16 protein-coding genes are annotated in these 16,705 nt (G+C 42.3%); 15 read left to right on the top strand and 1 reads right to left on the bottom strand.

Annotated features, from left to right (window positions below; all coding sequences use genetic code 11):
• Positions 1–203 precede the first annotated feature (203 nt).
• Positions 204–956 carry an Rpn family recombination-promoting nuclease/putative transposase gene (locus tag KQI22_RS09655; protein ID WP_216551859.1) on the top strand — a complete coding sequence of 251 codons (753 nt, stop codon included), beginning with the start codon at positions 204–206 and terminating at the stop codon, positions 954–956.
• Between the two features lie 35 nt (positions 957–991).
• A complete protein-coding gene (locus tag KQI22_RS09650; protein WP_216551858.1) occupies positions 992–2,674 on the top strand; it encodes an AIPR family protein in 1,683 nt (560 codons plus the stop codon).
• A gap of 79 nt (positions 2,675–2,753) precedes the next feature.
• Here the strand turns inward: KQI22_RS09650 and KQI22_RS09645 are convergent, their stop codons facing one another.
• Positions 2,754–4,235, bottom strand: a complete 1,482-nt coding sequence (locus KQI22_RS09645; RefSeq protein ID WP_216551857.1) for a nucleotide sugar dehydrogenase — start codon at positions 4,233–4,235, stop codon at positions 2,754–2,756.
• Between the two features lie 314 nt (positions 4,236–4,549).
• Between KQI22_RS09645 and KQI22_RS09640 the strand changes: the two genes are divergently transcribed.
• The 13 genes from KQI22_RS09640 to KQI22_RS09580 all read left to right on the top strand — a co-directional run bounded on the left by KQI22_RS09640 (position 4,550) and on the right by KQI22_RS09580 (position 16,567).
• Positions 4,550–5,776, top strand: coding sequence for an RES domain-containing protein (locus KQI22_RS09640; protein ID WP_216551856.1), 1,227 nt, complete (start codon positions 4,550–4,552; stop codon positions 5,774–5,776).
• 82 nt (positions 5,777–5,858) lie between these two features.
• A complete protein-coding gene (gene ylxM / locus KQI22_RS09635; RefSeq protein WP_216551855.1) occupies positions 5,859–6,173 on the top strand; it encodes a YlxM family DNA-binding protein in 315 nt (104 codons plus the stop codon).
• Positions 6,174–6,176: 3 nt separating this feature from the next.
• Entirely contained in the window at positions 6,177–7,544 is a 1,368-nt protein-coding gene (ffh, locus tag KQI22_RS09630) for a signal recognition particle protein (RefSeq protein ID WP_216551854.1), read from the top strand.
• 105 nt (positions 7,545–7,649) lie between these two features.
• Positions 7,650–7,895: a 30S ribosomal protein S16 gene (rpsP, locus tag KQI22_RS09625; RefSeq protein ID WP_022004755.1), complete on the top strand. Its 246-nt coding sequence runs from the start codon at positions 7,650–7,652 to the stop codon at positions 7,893–7,895.
• A 37-nt stretch (positions 7,896–7,932) separates the two neighbouring features.
• The gene (locus KQI22_RS09620; RefSeq protein ID WP_022004756.1) at positions 7,933–8,160 is read left to right on the top strand and encodes a KH domain-containing protein; all 228 of its coding nucleotides are present in this window, start codon (positions 7,933–7,935) and stop codon (positions 8,158–8,160) included.
• Between the two features lie 101 nt (positions 8,161–8,261).
• On the top strand, positions 8,262–8,777 hold the full coding sequence (gene rimM / locus KQI22_RS09615; protein ID WP_216551853.1) for a ribosome maturation factor RimM: 516 nt from the start codon (positions 8,262–8,264) through the stop codon (positions 8,775–8,777).
• 375 nt (positions 8,778–9,152) lie between these two features.
• A complete protein-coding gene (locus KQI22_RS09610) occupies positions 9,153–9,359 on the top strand; it encodes a helix-turn-helix transcriptional regulator (RefSeq protein ID WP_216551852.1) in 207 nt (68 codons plus the stop codon).
• Positions 9,360–9,362: 3 nt separating this feature from the next.
• Positions 9,363–10,226: a DUF3169 family protein gene (locus KQI22_RS09605; RefSeq protein ID WP_216551851.1), complete on the top strand. Its 864-nt coding sequence runs from the start codon at positions 9,363–9,365 to the stop codon at positions 10,224–10,226.
• 93 nt (positions 10,227–10,319) lie between these two features.
• A complete protein-coding gene (trmD, locus tag KQI22_RS09600; RefSeq protein WP_216551850.1) occupies positions 10,320–11,030 on the top strand; it encodes a tRNA (guanosine(37)-N1)-methyltransferase TrmD in 711 nt (236 codons plus the stop codon).
• Positions 11,005–11,799, top strand: a complete 795-nt coding sequence (locus KQI22_RS09595) for an ABC transporter ATP-binding protein (RefSeq protein WP_216551849.1) — start codon at positions 11,005–11,007, stop codon at positions 11,797–11,799. Before trmD ends, KQI22_RS09595 begins: the two co-directional genes overlap by 26 nt.
• A gap of 16 nt (positions 11,800–11,815) precedes the next feature.
• Positions 11,816–13,843, top strand: a complete 2,028-nt coding sequence (locus KQI22_RS09590) for an ABC transporter permease subunit/CPBP intramembrane protease (protein ID WP_216551848.1) — start codon at positions 11,816–11,818, stop codon at positions 13,841–13,843.
• A 143-nt stretch (positions 13,844–13,986) separates the two neighbouring features.
• Positions 13,987–14,253, top strand: a complete 267-nt coding sequence (rpsO, locus tag KQI22_RS09585) for a 30S ribosomal protein S15 (protein ID WP_216551847.1) — start codon at positions 13,987–13,989, stop codon at positions 14,251–14,253.
• A gap of 229 nt (positions 14,254–14,482) precedes the next feature.
• Complete coding sequence (locus KQI22_RS09580; protein WP_216551846.1) at positions 14,483–16,567, top strand: polyribonucleotide nucleotidyltransferase; 2,085 nt, start codon at positions 14,483–14,485, stop codon at positions 16,565–16,567.
• The last annotated feature ends 138 nt before the right edge of the window (positions 16,568–16,705 follow it).

The raw sequence follows: 16,705 nt of genomic DNA, 5'->3' as shown, positions 1-16,705 counted from the left end.
AGAGGTCTATGGTTTAGATAAAACATTACGCGAGTAAACTCGCACCTAGCGGTTTCCGTGTGCCGGACTGACGGTTTCCGTCACTCCGGACATGCGGTTTCACCGCACAGGAATATTCAATTAGAGCCATTTATTTGTAGATTTTATGCAATGCGATCCAGAGGATGGCAGTACTCCTGCGGCAAACGAAGGAGGTCTACCAAATGGCAGAGAAAAGAAAATTTTACGGAATGAGGAACGACTATATGTTCCATGCAGTGTTGCAGAAGAATGAAGGGGTACTTCGCAATCTTTTGGCAACGCTTATGGAGATTGACGAGGCAGAAATCGAGAGCTGCCATATCGAAAATCCAATCGAGCTGCAGGTCTATAAGCAGACCCATTGGACAAATCGTTCACTTTTATATTGGGCAAGAGCCTATGACAATCTAAAGAGTGGACAAGGTTATGATATGCTGCTCCCGGCGTATCATATCGGAATCCTGGATTTTACACTGTTTGAGGAGCATCCCAAATTTATGGCGCAGTACCAGATCCTGGATGTGGAAGATGGCTATTTATATTCTGACAAGCTTTGTATAAAGGTGCTTGACCTGACGCAGCTTGAGAAAGCAAAGCTGGAACCGGGAACTAATAAAAAGCTTCTGAAATGGGCAAGTATATTCAAAGCAGAGACTTTGGAAGAACTGGAGCAGTTGGCAAGCGGAGAGGAGGTATTCGAAAACATGGTTGTAACAATGAAAAAATTAAGTGAAGATGAAAAGATCCGTATGCAATGTGAGGCAAGAGAAGATTACGAAAGAAGCCTGCTTACCGAATATAACGCTGGAAAGAGTGAAGGAATAGAACAGGGGATAGCGTCTGAGCGCCGGAATACAGAGAAAGAACGCCAAAGAGCAGATGCTCTTGCAGCAGAGGTGGAACGACTGAGGGCACTTTTGAAATTACAAGATTAATTACATGAAATATAAGTACTTATGGAGGAAATCAGATGGCTTCAAAAAATGATTTTAAATTGGTAAAAATAAAATCAAAAAATTATGCGAAGTTTTTGAATTTGGATGAACATGTTGACGATAATATGCGAGCCAGGTTTGGATTCTATTTTCTGGCGTTAGAATGTATAACCAATATTACGGATACAAGTGTTTTAGATGACATGATTATTGATAATGAGTATTGTTCGCAGGTAAAACATCTGCAAAATGATGATCAGGGGATAGATGCAATATATATTGATCATGATAATCAGATAATCAATTTTTTTAATTTTAAACATAGGAATGAATTTAATCCGGATAGATCACAGAGCTTTGGTGCAATAACGGATTCTATGAAACTGTTAAGTTATATACAAGCATCATCAACTGCCGGATTAAATGGGATAACTCTTGAAAAAACGAAGCAGATAATAAAATGCTTAGATTCTGATGATATATGGCATATGAAATTATATATCGTTTCAAATGAACCATTACCAGTTAAACTCGAGGATACAAGTGCCAAAAGTTTAGAAGAAATCTATGATTTAGATATTGTGTCTTTAGCATTAGATGATATAGTAGAATTCATTTCTAATGTCCCAACGGATATTTCGGCAAAATTCATTGTGGATCAAGAGGCTGTTATGACATATGAAATGGATTCGCTTTCGACCTCAAAATCTTATCTTGTAAAGCTGACTCTTGCTGATGTTATACGAATCACATGCATTAACGATCAATTTAGGAATGATACTACAATTGAATATGAGAAACTGAAAGATCAGAAACTTAAGATGGATTTATTGTTTGATAATGTGCGAGGCTATCTCGGCGAAACCAAATATAACAAAAACATAATTAAGACAATCAAAAATGAACCGAATAAGTTTTTTATGTATAATAACGGCATTACCATTACAGCACAGAAAATTACAGCACGACCAATTAATGGTAAAAGAAAAACATCTGTTGAGATATCCGGTTTTCAAATTGTAAACGGGGGACAAACGCTACGAAGTATATATGAGTACGCCAAGAATGATTTTGATGAAAATCAGTTGGGAAGTGCTGAGATTTTAGTCAGAATATTTCAGACAGAAATGGATCCTAACTTAAAAAATGATATCTCTGAGTATACGAATAGTCAAAATGCGATTTCATCTATCGATTTAAAATCTGTTAGTAACCTGCAGTTTAAGCTGGAGAAATTCCTTGAAGAACACAATATCCTTTATGTTAGAAAAAATGGAGATGTTGGAAGATCAGATAAAGAATATGAGCATCGTATTGGAATGGAAAAAGTGGCTCAGATATTATATGCGTATAAAGGTTATCCGGATCGTGCAACCAACCAAAAAAGGTATTTGTTTGATAAATATTACGATGAAATTTTTGATGAAGAAAAAATAGATTTTTCAGAGGTAGTAAAGCTGATTCATACTTATTATGAAATTGAATCTGAGTATAGAAAATCAGGGAAAGATGTTACGCTTCAAAAATGCCTTTATATTATCTATATGCAGAAATTGCTTGAAGAGAAAACCATCATGGAAGATATAAAAATCTTAGAGGAATGCATTGCAAAGTATTCTAAAGGTAAGAAACTAAGTGTTTCCCGAATCCTATTATATAAAGAATTCAAAAATACTTTATATGCTTATATTTTAAAAGTGGTGGGAAAATGTCATTAAGCTAAATACCGGATGAGGATAAGATATAAACGATTCAAAATGGAGCCGGATAGAAATATCCGGCTCCGGTAAATTATTATTAATCTCTTCTGAACAGATCGCGTGTATAAACTTTCTCTTTTACATCGTCAAGACAGCTGTCATAACGGTTGGCAATGATCGCATGGGATTGCGCTTTGAATTTTTCCAGATTATTGACAATTTCACTGCCGAAGAATGTATCACCGTCTTTTAAGGTAGGCTCAAAGATAATGACTTTGGCACCCTTTGCTTTAATACGTTTCATAACGCCCTGAATAGAAGATTGACGGAAATTATCGGAATTACTTTTCATGGTCAGACGGTATACCCCGATCGTAACATCTTTTTCAAGATCGGAGCTGTATGTGTTGGAATGGTCATAGCCATAATAGCCGGCCATCTCAAGAACACGATCAGCAATGAAATCTTTTCTTGTCTTATTGCTTTCCACGATCGCGCTCATCATATTTTGCGGTACATCATTGTAGTTGGCAAGGAGTTGTTTGGTATCCTTGGGCAGACAGTAACCACCGTATCCAAAGCTTGGATTGTTGTAGTGTGTTCCGATACGTGGATCCAGACAGACACCGTCAATAATATCCTCGGTATTCAGCCCTTTCATTTCTGCATAAGTATCCAGCTCATTGAAGTAGGAGACGCGGAGTGCCAGATAAGTGTTGGCAAACAGTTTCACTGCCTCCGCTTCTGTAAATCCCATAAATAAAGTATCGATATTTTCCTTGAGTGCCCCTTCCTGCAGAAGAGCAGCGAACTGGTGTGATTTTTCTACAAGTCGTTCATCTTCTTTATCGGTCGATACGATAATACGGCTTGGATAGAGGTTGTCATATAATGCCTTGGATTCACGCAGGAATTCCGGACTGAAGATAATATTTTTTGTGTTGTATTTTTCTCTGACAGATTTTGTGAAGCCGACGGGAATGGTTGATTTGATGACCATAATGGCATTCTGATTGACAGAAAGCACAAGCTTGATCACATCTTCAACAAGAGAAGTATCGAAGTAATTCATCTTGCTGTCGTAGTTTGTTGGGGTTGCAATGACAACGAAATCGGCATTTTTATAAGCTGCTGCACCATCCAGTGTGGCAGTCAGATCAAGATCTTTTTCAGCCAGATATTTTTCAATATAATCATCCTGAATCGGAGATTTGCGGTTGTTGAGCATTTCGACCTTTTCCGGGATCACATCAACGGCTGTGACATGATTATGCTGTGCAAGCAGTGTGGCAATGGAAAGTCCTACATAACCTGTTCCCGCTACTGCGATATTGAGCGGTGACGGAGACTCGATTTTCTTGCTGGTTGCATTGATAAATACATCGTCCAGATCGAAGTCAAGTGTTTCGCCGAGTGCTTCCAACTGGGGAATGGAAGGATAGTAATCTTCCTGTTCCAGTCTTGAAAGCTGTGCTCTGTTAATGCCGGTTTTCTCTGCAAGCTGTGCCTGCGTCATTTTGGCAGCTTTTCTTTTGGTTTCAACAATTTCAGCAAGAATTGCTGTGGATAATTTTTTCATTTGAAAATCCCCTTTCCCTATTAGTTATTATAAATAACATTATTTTGAAATTGTTTCAATATTGAAATCTTCTGTAGAATAGCACTGTTAATATTATTATGCAATAGATAATGATGAAAAAATATAAAATAAAAAGAAAAAATGAAAAAATGGAGTAAAAATGTTAATTTAAGTAACAAAATAAAAAGCAAAAGCCATACAATAGAAAACATTTACGGATCCCGCCTGAAATAAGTGCGCAATGAGATTACATATTGTATAATAGGAAATACAGAGGGCGGAACATAGATGTTATATAAATAAGAGGGAGAAAAATGAGTGATATATACGATTTAATAAAAACGGCGCAGATGATACAACAGATAGTACAGCCGTTAAAACCGGCAATAGAACAGGTACAGCAGCTTGGGCAGACGGGCGCTATTGATGTCGCGCAAACTGCCCTAAGTACTGTGGCTGTTCCGCAGATCCTGAATATGCAAAAGCAGGGGATGTTCGATTGCCCTGCATATAGAAGCGGATTGTCGACTGCATTGCAGGTGCAGGCAAAAACGAAGGAAGTAAAAGCACTGCAGGAAGGTGTTTTAGGAGACGCATCCGCTGCCGTAAATGAATATGTCAGACAGATGAATAAAAGCTGGCAGGAGATGATGGGGCTGACAAGTATTGTGCAGAGAAGTATGAATGCACAAAATATTGCCATATTAAAATTTGTTCCGGATTATTATAAGTATGATCTGCCTTATGGTGTTAAGACTACTGTGAGGAAACTCAGTAAAAAGGCTGCAAAGAGGGTTGCAGAAGCAGAGGATCTTTTGTATGACACAAAGGACCGGAAGTTTTATCATGCAGAGGAACCGGAGAAAAAAGTAGAAGCCAGAACCATTACGGTCATTGCATCTTCGATAGAGCTGTTTGCTGATATTACGGTTCCACAGCTGATATTATTCATAAGTAAGCTGGTTGATAATAAAACTTTTGCGGTCAATCATCCGGTAGGAAAGCATATTTATGAGATTATACAAAGCTGGAACACGTTTATTGATTTTGACTGCGATGTATTTTATCATGCGCGGCCTATAGAGGGAGAAGAGAAACCGTATCATTTCTATTTGGAGCAGGACATGCTGAAAGCACCGCCTTATATAAGTTCACATGGACGGTTTAATGAAATCGGAAGCAGCTGTTATTATTTTGCTGATACAAAAGAGGGTGCAATCAATGAAATAAAGAAGCATTGCAGCTCAAAAACCCATGCCATTGAAGTCGCAGAAATCAAACCGAAAAGAAGCATAAAAATGATCGATCTGTCGGAAGCAGGGTTGTCAAAACGAAATAATTTTATTGATTACATCAGATTAGCGGCAAGTGATAACAGTGATAAAATAAAGAAAGAGTATCTTTTGCCTAATTTTGTGGCTGCCTGTTGTAGAGAGGCAGGAATCGAGGGGATTAAGTATTACAGCAGCGGCTACAACTGTTATGTAATCTGGCAGGATGATTATTTTTCCTTTGTGGATTTTGATGTTGTAGATATATAAGATAATCCTGGGGTGTCAAGAAAAAATACTTGACACCTCATTTGCGCTGTAGTATGATAGTCCATGCGTGGCAGGTGAAACTATGGAAAAAATCGTTGAACAGGGACTTTTATATGATTTCTACGGAGATCTTCTGACGGAGCATCAGAGAGCCGTTTATGAAGATGCGGTCTATAATGATATGTCTCTTTCCGAGCTTGCGGATGCTTATGAAGTATCCAGACAGGGTATACACGATTTGCTGAAGCGGTGTGACAAGATACTGCTCGGTTATGAGGAAAAGCTTCATCTGGTTGAGAAGTTCACAAAGATCAAAGGACTTTTGCACGACATGAAGGAAACAGAGCAGCTTTCCGAGGTACACAGGATCGCAGATGAGATTTTAGAGGAGCTATAATACATGGCATTTGAAAGTTTAACGGAAAAACTGCAGAACGTATTCAAAAATCTCCGCAGTAAAGGTCGTCTGACGGAAGAAGATGTCAAGGCAGCTCTGAAAGAAGTCAAGATGGCACTTTTGGAAGCCGATGTCAACTTCAAGGTCGTAAAGCAGTTCATCAAGACGGTAGAAGAAAGAGCCATTGGTGCGGATGTCATGAATGGTTTAAATCCCGGTCAGATGGTGATCAAGATCGTAAATGAAGAACTGATCGCGCTGATGGGAAGTGAATCTGCCGAAATACAGCTTCAGCCCGGAAAAGCCATTACGGTGCTGATGATGTGTGGTCTGCAGGGTGCAGGTAAGACGACAACAACTGCAAAGCTCGCAGGCAAGTTTAAACAAAAAGGAAAAAAATGTCTTCTGGTAGCATGTGATGTATACAGACCGGCAGCGATCAAACAGTTGCAGGTCAACGGTGAGAAACAGGGCGTGGATGTCTTCTCCATGGGAGAGAACCAGAGCCCGGTTGACATTGCAAAAGCAGCAATCGAGCATGCACAGAAGAATGGACATAATCTGGTGATCCTTGATACAGCCGGTCGTCTGCATATTGATGAGCAGATGATGACAGAGCTGAAAGAGATCAAGGAAAACGTAGAAGTACATCAGACAATACTGGTTGTCGATGTCATGACCGGTCAGGATGCGGTCAATGTCGCAAAAGAGTTTGATGAAAAAGTCGGGATCGACGGTGTGATCCTGTCCAAGATGGATGGCGATTCCAGAGGCGGTGCAGCATTATCCGTTAAGGCTGTGACCGGTAAACCGATCTTCTACGCAGGTATGGGTGAGAAGCTTTCCGATCTGGAGCAGTTTTATCCGGATCGTATGGCAAACAGAATCCTCGGAATGGGTGATGTGCTGACACTGATCGAAAAAGCGCAGGAAAGCATGGACATCGATGAGGAAAAAGAAAAGCAGATGGCTGCCAAGATGAAGAAGGGTAAATTCGACTTTGAGGATTACCTGGAAAGCATGAAGCAGATGCGTAAAATGGGAGGTCTTTCTTCTATTTTGAGCATGATGCCCGGTATGGGGATCAGCGGCGCAGATCTGGAAGGAGCCATTGATGAGAAGCAGATGGCACGTATGGAAGCGATTGTTCTTTCCATGACAGTGGAGGAAAGACAGAATCCGAAGCTCTTAAATCCGAGCAGAAAACACAGGATCGCAAAAGGCGCAGGTGTGGACATCGCAGTTGTAAACCGCTTCATCAAGCAGTTTGAACAGAGCCAGAAGATGATGAAGCAGCTTCCCGGTATGATGGGAGGCAAAAAAGGCCGCAGAGGATTCGGCGGTTTTGGCGGTATGAAATTACCATTTTAATTTATATAAATAAGAAATGTGTAGTTTCCCGGATCGGATAATCCGGTACGGGTTTCAAAAAGAAAAACATCCGGACAGGATGAAGTTTATGTGGAGGAAAAAGAAATGGCAGTAAAAATCAGATTAAGAAGAATGGGACAGAAGAAAGCTCCTTACTACAGAATCATCGTAGCAGATTCCAGAGCACCTAGAGATGGTAGATTCATCGAAGAAATCGGTACTTTTGATCCTAACACAGATCCAAGCACATGCAAAGTAAATGAGGAGTTAGCTAAGAAATGGCTTGCAACCGGCGCACAGCCAACTGCAGCAGTTAACAAGATCTTCAAACAGGCTGGCATCCAGAAATAAGTGCTAGTTTTGTCATGACACTTTGGAGGTGTGGATTATGAAAGAATTAGTGGAAGTAATCGCTAAAGCTCTTGTTGACAATCCTGACGAAGTGGTAGTAACAGAAAAAGAAGAAGGAAAGAATGTAACGATCGAACTTCATGTTGCTGCTTCCGATATGGGCAAGGTCATTGGAAAACAGGGAAGAATTGCAAAAGCAATCCGTTCTGTAGTCAAGGCAGCCTCTTTAGGAGACAATAAGAAAGTGGATGTGGAAATCATCTGATAAGTACGTGAATCAATGAGCAGAATGAGAGTATCATTCTGCTCTGTTCATATCATAGAAAATTTATGGGATTTTTCTATGATATAAAGTGAGGAAAACGAATGGAAGATTTATTACAGGTAGGAGCCATTACACAGACACATGGCATCCGGGGAGAAGTGAAAGTATTTCCGCTGACGGATGATGTCAGCCGATTTAAAAAGGGGATCCGTCTGATCCTGGATCTGGGACGTGACAAGCTGGATCTGGAAGTGGAATCGGTTAAGTTTTTTAAACAGTTTGTGATCTTGAAATTTAAGGGATATGACAATATCAATGAGATAGAGAAATTTGTGAAGAAAAATCTGTATGTGACGAGAGAAAATGCGGTAAAGCTGAAAAAAGATGAGTATTTTATTGCGGATCTGATCGGAATGACAGTGACTAAAGAGGATGGGACAGAGCTTGGCAGCATCAGCGATGTACTGCAGACAGGTGCAAATGATGTGTATGTTGTGGCATTGGCAGATGGCGGTGAAGTATTGCTTCCGGCGATCAAAGACTGCATTCTTTCCGTCGATATGGAACAGAGAACGATGCAGGTATATGTACTGCCGGGGCTGCTCGATGAAGGTTGATAACCGAATATTCTGTGATGAGAAGTGAAAAAGTGATAGAGAAGTAAAATATGCCGGGAAGTGGTTTGTGTTTGGAAAACATAGACGCTTCCCGGTTTTTTGTTATGGCGACGAGGAAAATGCACGCATTTATGCGATGCATTTGACGACCGCTAATCAGAGCGAGATTCGCAGAGCGTATCTCGTCTCTGTGGTAAATGCAGATTGTATCATAATTTAAATTTATTTACATTTATGTGTAAATTATTCTTGACAAGAATAGTTGTCAGTGATATATTTAATGCATGACAAAGATAGTTGTCAAAATGAAAAAAGAAATTGTCATAATGATAAAAATACTTGTCATAATAAATGATAGGAAAGGAGATCGGGAATATGCCACTCAGGAATCACTTGAAGGAATACCGTGTCCGGCTGGATGTGAACCAGCAGCAGATGGGACAGCTGGTCGGGACATCGAGGCAGACGATCAGCCAGATTGAGCGTGGCGATTATTCGCCGTCGGTCACACTGGCACTGAAGATCGCAAAAGTATGCAATGCAAAGGTAGAAGATATTTTTCAGTATGAAGAAGAGGAATAGGGTATGAAAACAGAAAATGAAATGATGACAAAAGAACAGGAAAATATACAACAGAATAAAAAAGCAAAGGGACCGTTTATCGCCATTATATGCTGTGCCTGCCTGCTGGGCGGTTTCCTTGGAGGGTTTGGCACGTGGCTGCAAAGCGGATATGATAAAGGAGAGATGGCAGCATGGCTGGGAGAACGGATCGGAACGATCGCCGGAAACGGACTGCCGGTATTGATGCTGATCGTATCTGTCATTGCTTTTGGTTATATGGCATGGGCACTGAAAAAGAGCAAAGAAGAATGGAAACAGGCACAGAATTATGACGATGAAGCATTTGAAATATGGAATGAAACGTCCGATAAGCGGATCGGAACGGGAATGAATCTCATTTCTTATGTCACAATTTTCAATTATTTCAGTTTTTCGGTTTCTTTTTATGCGGATATTTATTATGATGGAATGAGTCATCTGATGCTGTTGTTTGCACTGATCATGTTGATCGTTACAATCGTTGCATCGGTTACACAGCAGAAAAATGCAGTGGATTTTTTAAAAATCGTCAATCCGGAGAAGTCAGGCAGTGTATATGATATGAAGTTCCAGAAGAAGTGGATCGAAAGCTGCGATGAAATGGAACAGCAGATGATCTATAAGGCAGCATTCCATGCATATAAGGTGACGAATTACCTCTGCCTTACTTTGTGGACAGTATTTACAGTGCTTGCCATGGTACTGAAGATCAGTCTTTGGCCGGTTACGATCGTATCTGCAATCTGGATGACACTGGCAGTTTCCTATGCAGCAGAAAGCAAAAGGCTTTCCAAGTCGCAGAATGAAGCGGGAAGTGCCGCCGGTGGAAATCCACTGTCATTTTAAATGTCATGCATCGCTTGTCACATATTTGCGAAGCAAATGTGCGACCAAATAACCTGCAAAGCAGGTTATAGACAACATGCGAAAGGAAATAATATGAAATTTCACATTTTAACTTTATTCCCTGAAATGGTAGAACAGGGACTCAACACAAGTATTATCGGAAGGGCTGCGGCGAAAGGGCTGCTTTCCATCAATGCAGTCAATATCAGGGATTATACAACGGAAAAACACGGAAAAGTAGACGATTATCCGTATGGCGGCGGAGCGGGCATGCTCATGCAGGCACAGCCTGTATATGATGCCTGTATGGCGGTAAAGGGAGACAAACCGACCAGAGTCATTTACATGACGCCGCAGGGACAGACGTTTACGCAGGAAAAGGCGCAGGAGCTTTCGCAGGAAGAAGAACTGATTTTCCTCTGCGGCCATTATGAAGGCATTGATGAAAGAGTGCTGGAAGAAGTTGTCACAGACTATCTTTCCATCGGAGATTATGTGCTGACAGGCGGAGAGCTTCCGGCGATGGTCATGATTGATACGATTTCCCGTCTGGTACCGGGCGTTCTGAATAATGAAGACAGTGCACAGACGGAATCATTTACGGATGGTCTTCTGGAATATCCGCAGTATTCCAGACCGGAGGAATGGCATGGGAAAAAAGTCCCGCCGATCCTTTTGTCGGGGCACCATGCAAATGTGGAAAAGTGGCGTCTGGAGCAGTCCATGGAGCGGACGAAGGAAAGACGGCCGGATCTGTGGGAAAGGTGGCTGGAAAAGCATGATAACAGTAGAAAATCTCACTAAAAAGTTCACCAGAACGGTGCAGCCCGATGCAGCGGAAAGCGGGCAGGCAAAACAGAAGAAAAAGCAGACCAAAAAAGAAGAATTTTATGCAGTGGATCATATCTCGTTTTCTGTTACGCAGGGAGAAATCGTTGGGATTTTAGGGCCGAACGGAGCCGGTAAGACCACGCTTCTCCGGATGCTCGGTACACTGATGGAGCCAACGGAAGGGCGTGTGATCCTGACAGATGAAGCGGGAGAGCAGATGACGGATCCGGTGCGGATCAAGCAGAACATCGGCTATCTTTCCGGCAATACAAAGCTGTATCACAGGCTTTCGACACGTGAGATGCTCCGTATGCTGGGCGAGATCTACGGCATGTCAAAGGAAGCCGTGGAAAACCGGATAGAAGAGATCATACAGGTGCTGGATATGGGAGCTTTTATTGATAACCGCATTGAAAAGCTTTCAACCGGCCAGACGCAGCGTGCTTCGATCGCCCGTTGTCTGATCCATTCTCCTGCTATTTACATATTTGATGAACCGACGCTTGGACTGGATATCCTGAGTTCAGATGCGATCGTTACCTTTATGAAACAACAGAAGGAAGCAGGAAAGACCGTGCTGTATTCAACACATTATCTGGAGGAAGCACAGTTTTTATGTGACCGCATCATCATGATCGATCAAGGAAAGATCATGATCGAAGGAAGCCCTGCAGAGATCATGGAACAGACGCAGACCGGGTCGCTCAGGGAAGCGTTTGGCAGACTGTATATGGGTAGATAAGGAAAAAGGAGACAGTATGAATCCAAATAAAATAAAAGCACTCTTAAAAAGAGAACTGACGGATATATTCCGCGATAAAAAGACAATGTGCATGATGGTGCTTCTTCCTCTTCTTCTGTATCCGCTGATGATCGTCGGTATGACACTTCTGCTTTCTGCGATCACACAGTCACAGGAGGAAACGACATATCAGGTGGCATTTGCAGATCTGGGGCAGGAGCGGGAGCAGACGCTGACAGACCTGCTGGAAAAGGACGGCGATACCTTTTCTTATCAGATCAGCGCAGAAGCGTTTGCTGCAGATAAAACAATCGAACAGGCACTGAAGGACGGCGACTACGATGCGGTGCTTTCTTATGAAGAAACGCAGAAGGATCCGTACCGGATCTACTATCTGGAAGCAAAGGATGATTCGGGGATTGCTGCTTCTGCGCTGAAAGAACTTCTGGAGGATTATAATAAACAGCTCCAGAAACAGAAGGTGCAGCAGCTTGGACTGGATGCGGATGAAATCTTAAATCCGATCCGCTATGAAGAAGTCAATTATTCTTCCACGGAACAGACGATGGGCAATATGCTCGGCGATATCGTGCCAATGCTTGTGATCATCAGCATTATGATGGGGGCGATCTATCCGGCGATCGATGTGACTGCAGGAGAGAAGGAACGTGGTACGCTCGAAACACTTCTGACGTTACCTGTGACTAACTTTGAACTGATCATGAGCAAATTCCTGGCGGTATCTGTAATCGCTTGTGTATCGGCAATTTTAAATATTGTATCCATGGGAGCGGCATTTGGCTTCATGTTCAGTTATATGATGGAAGGTATGGGATCGGTAACGATCAACTATGCGACATTCCTTCCGGCGATCCTGTTTACCCTGCTTGTCATGGTATTTTTTGCCCTGTTTGTAACAGCAGTCAGTCTCTGTATCTGTATTTTTGCAAAGAGCTTTAAAGAGGCAAATAATTATATCACACCGATGATGCTTGTATTTATGTTCGGCAGTCTGGTCACGATGGTTCCGAATATAGAACTGACAGAGGTAACGGCGGCAATTCCGATCGTGAATATTTCACTCATGATCGTGCAACTGTTCTCGTTCAGCTACAACTATGCACTGTTTGGCATCGTGCTGTTAAGTAATATTGTCTACAGCTTACTGGCAGTATTGATTCTTGGAAAGATCTATAACAGTGAGGCAGTCCTGTTTTCAGAAGGCATGTCTTCCCTGAAACTGTTTACGCCGAGAAGCGAAATGCAGAAAGGGCAGATACCGGGGATCGGCGATGTTATTGTACTCATCTGTGTGGAACTTTTGCTGATCTTTTATGTGGGAACGGCAGCACAGCTCAAAATGGGATTTTACGGAACGGTTGTGGTACAGCTTCTGATTCTTGTGTTCCCGCTTCTCTACCTGTGGTATCTGAAAGCTGACTTTAAGAAAGTATTGTCGCTGCAAATGCCAAAGGTATTACATGTTCTGGCAGCGCTTTTGGTATGGATCGGCGGCTTCAGCCTCATGTGTATCCTGGCAGTCTTACTGACAAGAGTATTTCCGGAAAGCACACAGTCGATGGCGGATACGATGGCAGAGTATGTCAAGCAGCCTTTCTGGGTGCTGGTGCTTGTGATGGCGGTCATGCCTGCGGTCGGAGAGGAGCTGATGTTCCGCGGCTTTATTTTCGGTACATTAAAGAGAAGATGGCGCACGCTGCCTGCCATGCTTGTGACAGCAGCGATCTTCGGCATTTATCATATGAGCCTGTCAAAGTTCTTTACAACAGCACTGCTTGGTTTTATGCTGGTATATGTGGTAGAAAAAACAGGCAGCATATTCTGTTCGATGCTGATGCATTTCTGCAATAATCTGGTATCGGTAATTGTCATGAAGTATAGTGACGAGGCAAGTCATGCAGTCCCGATCCTGACAAAGAGCAGTTATGCATTGTCCGATTATCTGCTGCTTATAGGTGTGGCATGTGTCGGAATCGGACTGGGATGGTTTTTACTTGAAAAAAAGGGAAGAAAAAAGCAGTAAAAAGGGTATTTACAGAGGAATCCTTCTGTGCTAAAATATGAGCGTATGAGTTTTAGCCATGCTCAGGCGCGGGCGCGTTTTAATTTAAAAAGGCGGTTCCCCGATCTTAGTGCGGCTGTATGAAAAAGAAGGAGGAAATCAAAATGATTTCAAAAGAGACAAAAACAGAAATTATGCAGAAATTTGCAAGAACACCTGGCGACACAGGTTCACCTGAAGTTCAGGTAGCAGTTCTGACACAGAGAATCAAAGAGCTTACAGAGCACTTAAAAGAGAATCCAAAGGATCATCATTCCAGACGTGGTATGTATAAGATGATCGGTAAGAGAAGAGGTCTTCTTGATTATTTAAAGAGCAAAGATATCGAAAGATATCGTGCATTAATTGAAGAGCTTGGTATCAGAAAATAATGTAATGGATTTGCTAAAAAGAGGCGGGTTGCATATCCGCCTCTTTTTCAAATAATGTTATGTATGTAATGCATGACATCGGGTAAGAGAGATATTCCGAGACCACTGACGCAGGCAGAAACGGAATTTTGTTTGTGTCCGGGTCAGTAGTTTCGGCATCTTCTTACCGGAGGTTTTACAGAGCAAACAGTGAAAAGAGATGGGGATCCCATCGGAAAAGGAGAGAAAGATGGTAAAAGTTTACACAATGGAACTTGCCGGACGTACATTACGTGTAGAGATCGGTAAGGTCGGCAAACAGGCAAATGGCTGCGCATTTATGCAGTACGGCGAAACAACAGTTTTATCAACAGCAACAGCAAGTGAGAAACCGAGAGATGGTATTGATTTCTTCCCATGCAGCGTTGAGTATGAAGAAAAACTCTATGCAGTAGGTAAGATCCCAGGCGGATTTAATAAAAGAGAAGGTAAGGCAAGCGAGAATGCAATTCTGACAAGCCGTGTGATCGACAGACCGATGCGTCCTCTGTTCCCGAAGGATTACAGAAATGACGTTACACTGAACAACATGGTCATGAGCGTAGATCCTGCATGTCGTCCTGAGCTGGTTGCCATGCTCGGTACTTCTATCGCAACCTGTATTTCAGATATCCCGTTTGACGGCCCTTGTGCAATGACACAGGTTGGTATGATCGACGGCGAGCTGATCATCAACCCAAGCCAGGAGCAGTGGGACAAAGGCGATCTGAAGATGACTGTTGCTTCTACAGCACAGAAGGTTATCATGATCGAAGCCGGTGCAAACGAAGTACCGGAAGCGACTGTACTGGAAGCTATTTACAAAGCACATGATGTCAACCAGACGATCATTGCTTTCATTAACCAGATCGTTGCAGAAGTTGGTAAGAAGAAACATGAATATGTCAGCTGTGCAGTTCCACAGGAAATGTTCGATGAAATGAAGAAGATCGTAACACCTGAGGAAATGGAAGAAGCTGTATTTACAGATGAGAAACAGGTTCGTGAGGAGAATATCCGTCAGGTAACCGCTAAATTTGAAGAAGCATTTGCTGATAAAGAAGACTGGCTTGCTATTCTGCCGGATGCCGTTTATCAGTATCAGAAAAAGACAGTCCGCAAGATGATCTTAAAAGATCACAAGCGTCCGGATGGCCGTGCGATCGATCAGATCCGTCCACTGTCTGCAGAAGTTGATATCATCCCGAGAGTACATGGATCAGCTATGTTTACACGTGGTCAGACACAGATCTGCAACGTATGTACATTAGCACCGCTTTCTGAAGTACAGAAGGTTGATGGACTGGATCCAAACGTAACATCCAAGAGATATATGCATCATTATAACTTCCCGTCTTACTCTGTAGGTGAGACAAAAGTCAGCCGCGGACCGGGAAGACGTGAGATCGGACATGGCGCACTGGCTGAGAGAGCACTTCTGCCGGTACTTCCATCACCGGAAGAATTCCCATATGCGATCCGTACAGTATCCGAAACATTTGAGTCAAACGGATCAACATCCATGGCATCTACTTGTGCATCCTGCATGTCACTGATGGCTGCCGGTGTTCCGATCAAGAAGATGGTAGCAGGTATTTCCTGTGGTCTGGTAACAGGCGATACAGATGATGATTACATTGTTCTGACAGATATCCAGGGTCTGGAAGATTTCTTCGGCGACATGGATTTCAAGGTAACAGGTACAACAGAAGGTATCACAGCGATCCAGATGGATATCAAGATCCACGGACTGACAAGACCGATCGTAGAAGAAGCGATCCGTCGTACAAGAGAAGCAAGACTTTTCATCATGGATACTTGTATGAAGCCTGCAATCGCAGAGCCTCGTAAAGAAGTTGGCCAGTATGCACCAAAGATCGTACAGATCCAGATCAATCCTGAAAAGATCGGTGATGTTGTCGGACAGCGCGGTAAGACGATCAATGAGATCATTGCCCGTACAGGCGTTAAGATCGATATCACAGACGATGGTGCAGTTTCTGTATGCGGTACAGAAGCAGATGCAATGCAGAATGCGATCAAGATGATCGAAATGATCGCATCTGATTTTGAAGAAGGCAAGAAGTACACAGGTACTGTTGTCAGCATCAAAGAATTCGGTGCTTTCATCGAGTTTGCGCCTGGTAAGGAAGGTATGGTTCATATCTCCAAGATTGCAAAAGAACGTATCAATCATGTAGAAGATGTTCTGACACTTGGCGATGTTGTTACAGTTGTCTGCCTTGGCAAAGACAAGATGGGAAGAATCAGCTTCTCTATCAAAGATTGCAAGTAAGATTTGAAGAAAGAAATCAATATAAATGCCGGACTGCTGTATAGCAGTCCGGCATTTTCTGCTGTGCAGGTATCATACCCCGGAATTATTATTTACAATATTCTACAATCATGCTAAAATAAAGACAGCTTTTTGGTA

The sequence above is a fragment of the Kineothrix sp. MSJ-39 genome (genome assembly GCF_018917935.1).
Classification (GTDB): domain Bacteria; phylum Bacillota; class Clostridia; order Lachnospirales; family Lachnospiraceae; genus CAG-194.
This window is presented reverse-complemented; position numbering and strand designations above follow the sequence as displayed.

Excerpts from the sequence above, each read along its gene's own strand:
- KQI22_RS09580 (WP_216551846.1), top strand. The coding sequence starts at position 14,483 with ATGGTAAAAGTTTACACAATGGAACTTGCCGGACGTACATTACGTGTA.
- rpsP (WP_022004755.1), top strand. The coding sequence starts at position 7,650 with ATGGCAGTAAAAATCAGATTAAGAAGAATGGGACAGAAGAAAGCTCCT.
- KQI22_RS09605 (WP_216551851.1), top strand. The coding sequence starts at position 9,363 with ATGAAAACAGAAAATGAAATGATGACAAAAGAACAGGAAAATATACAA.
- KQI22_RS09590 (WP_216551848.1), top strand. The coding sequence starts at position 11,816 with ATGAATCCAAATAAAATAAAAGCACTCTTAAAAAGAGAACTGACGGAT.
- rimM (WP_216551853.1), top strand. The coding sequence starts at position 8,262 with ATGGAAGATTTATTACAGGTAGGAGCCATTACACAGACACATGGCATC.
- trmD (WP_216551850.1), top strand. The coding sequence starts at position 10,320 with ATGAAATTTCACATTTTAACTTTATTCCCTGAAATGGTAGAACAGGGA.
- ffh (WP_216551854.1), top strand. The coding sequence starts at position 6,177 with ATGGCATTTGAAAGTTTAACGGAAAAACTGCAGAACGTATTCAAAAAT.
- rpsO (WP_216551847.1), top strand. The coding sequence starts at position 13,987 with ATGATTTCAAAAGAGACAAAAACAGAAATTATGCAGAAATTTGCAAGA.
- KQI22_RS09655 (WP_216551859.1), top strand. The coding sequence starts at position 204 with ATGGCAGAGAAAAGAAAATTTTACGGAATGAGGAACGACTATATGTTC.
- KQI22_RS09650 (WP_216551858.1), top strand. The coding sequence starts at position 992 with ATGGCTTCAAAAAATGATTTTAAATTGGTAAAAATAAAATCAAAAAAT.
- KQI22_RS09595 (WP_216551849.1), top strand. The coding sequence starts at position 11,005 with ATGATAACAGTAGAAAATCTCACTAAAAAGTTCACCAGAACGGTGCAG.
- KQI22_RS09620 (WP_022004756.1), top strand. The coding sequence starts at position 7,933 with ATGAAAGAATTAGTGGAAGTAATCGCTAAAGCTCTTGTTGACAATCCT.
- KQI22_RS09645 (WP_216551857.1), bottom strand. The coding sequence starts at position 4,235 with ATGAAAAAATTATCCACAGCAATTCTTGCTGAAATTGTTGAAACCAAA.
- ylxM (WP_216551855.1), top strand. The coding sequence starts at position 5,859 with ATGGAAAAAATCGTTGAACAGGGACTTTTATATGATTTCTACGGAGAT.
- KQI22_RS09640 (WP_216551856.1), top strand. The coding sequence starts at position 4,550 with ATGAGTGATATATACGATTTAATAAAAACGGCGCAGATGATACAACAG.
- KQI22_RS09610 (WP_216551852.1), top strand. The coding sequence starts at position 9,153 with ATGCCACTCAGGAATCACTTGAAGGAATACCGTGTCCGGCTGGATGTG.